We start from the raw sequence: 3,626 nt of genomic DNA, 5'->3' as shown, positions 1-3,626 counted from the left end.
GATGCCATCGCCGTCGATAGCGCGACCTGCGCCGATGTCGTATCGCCGATCATCTGTGGCACGAAAACCGTGGAGTCCGCGATCAGGTTGATCATCGCCGCTTGCTTAATGGATTCCTGCGCGGTTTGACTCACCCCGAAAATAAAGTTGTCTACGGCAGGTAATTGAGCGGCCACCAGCGCAGAGGCAGCTGCAGAGGTAGGCGAGCTCGGGTTGAGCATCCTACCCAGGCGGGGCAGGATGTCATTTGAAACATGCGGGTTGATCTGGGCATCAATGTAAGACCAGGCCTGATCACAGCCGACTACCTTGTAGACGCCTGCAGCGTTGTCATAAACCTGAACCAGCAGTCCGGGGTTCATCTGGGGAGCGATGTCTGCCCAGATGTCGCCAGACTTCATGATCTGATCGAAAAAAGGTCCGTTGTTGTTCAGTTCCGGGTAAACACAATCCTTGGTCAGGTTGGTCAGGGAGCTGACCAGATTGGGATCGTAGAAGCGCACGCTCTGTCTATCCTTGATGGCACGCGATCCGAACATGAAGCCGGTCTTCTCAAAGGAGATATCGCCAGGAAGTGCGAATACCGTTTCGCTTACTTTGGTGAGCCAATAGCCGATGTGGCTTTCCGCACTGGCAAAAACCGCGAGCCCCAGAGGGACGTTGGCCACTGTGTACGTACCGGAACCACCAGCCACGTCGACAACAACCACGTCTTTCTTGGGCAAGAAGAGGCCCACATACCAGATGGCCAGCATCAGCATATAGATTGCTGCATCCTCGCCGCGTGCCTTCACGAAAGTCGTGGCGACGGCAACGAACAACCCGAATATCGCGAAGACTTTCATCAAGCCGGTGTAGTCGCTCATCGAGGTGAGCATCGCTACAGCGTCGAGCACGTACTTGATCTGCTGGGCGTCCCAATAGGCGTAGATCGTATCCATGCCTGATCAGCGGCTGCCGAATTCGATATTGGAGGTCAGGCGCGGGCCAAGGCTGGTGTACATCTGACGCTGGAAGTCCATCATCATCGCTACATTGCCCATCTTCTTGGAGATGTCTTCCTGCTTGAGACCGTAGATCTTGATGGCCGTGTTCTTGATTTCGGCCAGTTTCCCCTGGAAGTCGTCTATCGCCTTGACATCGGCCTTAACCGAAACTGTTTTGGTCTTGTTGAGCGCGTCATCGACCTCGCGGCTGATGTCCTGCATTTGGCGGAAGGCGATTTCAGTAGCGATCGCTTCCGAGAACCCATCAATGATGCGATCGGCAACAATAGTCGAGCCACGGCCGCTATGGATGGACTGGGCGATCATCTGATAAATCGGCGTGCTGGTCATGGCGATCACCTGTAGCGCTTTCGGGTCCGTCAGCGCTGTTCTGGTGACAATGGCGTCCTTCAACTTATTCAGCTGCTCATACACGATTGCCGTCATCCCCACGGTTGTACGGGGTGTCCCTTCGTCCGTAGCCGAGGCATAGGGAAGACAATCGGAACCGGACGGGCATTCACGGATCCTCATGGTGTGTGTGCCGGACAACGGCCCTAAAAAATCCTCCCACGTGATGGTTGGCTTGAAATATTCCGTGGTGAAGCCGCTGGCGATGTCGCTGCTGTTCCTGATGAAGGTGATAGTCCCGAATAGCGAAATGTACAGTTCGATTTCTTCATTGGAATACCCGCCCGCGCGTTCAAGGGCGTCGTAAACGAGGTTGAAATCCGATTTCAGTACCGGTTTTCCCGCACTGTCCAGGCAAAGCGCTGCATTCACGGTGCATGCCGCGTCATAGGCGGCCTTCGTGTTCGCCGGACTGGTTTGGGTATCTTCCTTGGCATTGAAGAACGATCCATAGGAGCCGGTGAGCGCCGAACCGAAGACCTGGGCACGCTGCTCCATATCCATGTTCCGGGTATCCGGCGCGGTACCGACATACTGTTTGATCGCCTGGCAACTGCCGATCTGGAACTGGTTGAGCTGATTCATCGTCTTCGACAGATCGGTCAGCAACCCGTCGATCTCGGGAGCCATGGTTTTGAGGGCAAGCTGGAAGAAGTAACCCACGGCGTTCTGCCCGATGTTTCGCAGCGCATTAACGAACGCATCCATGTTGACGAAGCCATAGGCTCCGAGCCAGGCGTCAATCCCACCACAGCCCGCTTTGTAGCCTGGCGGGGAGAAACTGAATAGATTGGTGGCGCGCTGCGGCGCGCGGTAAGAAAAACCTCCCAGCGCCATCGTCGTTTGCCCCTGCGACTCGTACACAGCGGAAGGCGTTACATTCATCGCCGCCCCTGCTGAATTGAAGTAGTCGTTCATCCAGTCCGACCCGGCCGCGATCGAGGTCGTGGCAGGAACGGCCAGCCCAAGGCTCAGGGCCAGCATGAGAGTGATGGGCTTCAGACGAACGCTGATTTTCATGATGGACTCCTTGTTCAGAACTCTTGGCCGGGCTGCGTGCGGGTCAACACGCGGATCCGCTCGACAATTTCATCAATCGCCAGCGCGCCGCTGCCGATCGGCACGGCCTGCCGGGTTTCCCGATGAACCAGAAACAGCGCGGGCACCATCTGGATGCCCTGGCCATTGCTCACGGTCATCGAGATGCCGTTATCGCGCCTGGCGTCAGGAAATTGGGGGAGGGTTCCACCGTCCATGCTGACGCCCATCACGGGCAAACCATAATTTCGCTCCAGCAGGCGCAACACTGGCGCTTGCTGATGGCAGTAGGGGCAGTCCGATCGGAAGAAAAACATCAGGCCGTAGTCTCGCGACAGCTCAGCCAGGGTCTGCTCCTGCGCTTCACGCCGCATATCCTTTTTGTTGATCTGGGCGAAGGTGGCCGTCGGTGACCGGTTGTTGTAGTCAACCGATGGTGTGGCCCATACCACGCGGCGTGCGGTGTCGGCGAAGACCGAACTCTTGTCCATCACATAGGTCTGCGCTTCAAGGTAATTGCGCACGTTCGCTTGGGTGGGCTGCATGATGGCCAGGTCTTTTAGCCTGGCCAGCTCCTTCTGCAGATCCTCCATCGTTGTCATTGCCTTGATGGACTTCGGCTTGGTATCAACCTTCTTGTCCTTCTTCACCGGCGGTGCGTCCGGTGGATACCAGTTGAACCCGCGCTCCGGGTTTTGCCACGGGGTATCGTCCCACCAGCCTTTATTTGCAGGGCCCGAGTCGGTGATGGCAAACGCTGCCTGGCTTATCAACAAAGCCGCTGCAGCAAGCAGGGCAATCAGTCGCTTCAACGCGCCTCTCCCGTCCCGACAGACGAGACCTGTGGCGGCTGGCCATCCCTGCATAGATTGAGTTCGTAGAACATGCTGAACGGCTCCATCGTGCCATTCACCGTTCTCATTTTGTGGTCTGGCATGCCAAGCACCAGCCTCAACCGCTTACAGCCGGGCCGGATAACCTGCACAGTCGTTACGGATGCCTTGACCCGCGTGTTCGGAGGCGCCTTCGTGTCGTTCTTAAGCTTCTGAGCCATATCACCGATGAGCCAGGCTTGGGCGGTCCCGTCCCGTGAGTCAATGGCCGCAAGTAACAAGCCTCGCACATTGGCTGTCTCAGGTAGCGTCGGAGCAGCCACGGATTCAAGGCTGGATCCAAGAAGAGTTAGAAGCA

General features: G+C 56.9%; 4 protein-coding genes. All 4 read right to left on the bottom strand.

The features are described from left to right. Positions 1-941, bottom strand: a 941-nt coding sequence (locus tag BGO62_RS15550; protein ID WP_296644222.1) for a conjugal transfer protein TraG N-terminal domain-containing protein, incomplete at its 3' end; no start/stop codon positions are given. 6 nt (positions 942-947) lie between these two features. Then, positions 948-2,417, bottom strand: coding sequence for a conjugal transfer protein TraH (locus BGO62_RS15545; protein WP_296644220.1), 1,470 nt, complete (start codon positions 2,415-2,417; stop codon positions 948-950). 14 nt (positions 2,418-2,431) lie between these two features. Further along, the gene (locus BGO62_RS15540; protein ID WP_296644217.1) at positions 2,432-3,247 is read right to left on the bottom strand and encodes a conjugal transfer protein TraF; all 816 of its coding nucleotides are present in this window, start codon (positions 3,245-3,247) and stop codon (positions 2,432-2,434) included. Then, on the bottom strand, positions 3,244-3,626 hold a 383-nt coding region (locus BGO62_RS15535), incomplete at its 5' end, for a hypothetical protein (protein ID WP_296644215.1). The genes BGO62_RS15535 and BGO62_RS15540, both read right to left, overlap by 4 nt.

The sequence above is a fragment of the Thiobacillus sp. 65-1402 genome, from assembly GCF_001897685.1.
Classification (GTDB): domain Bacteria; phylum Pseudomonadota; class Gammaproteobacteria; order Burkholderiales; family Thiobacillaceae; genus Thiobacillus.
This window is presented reverse-complemented; position numbering and strand designations above follow the sequence as displayed.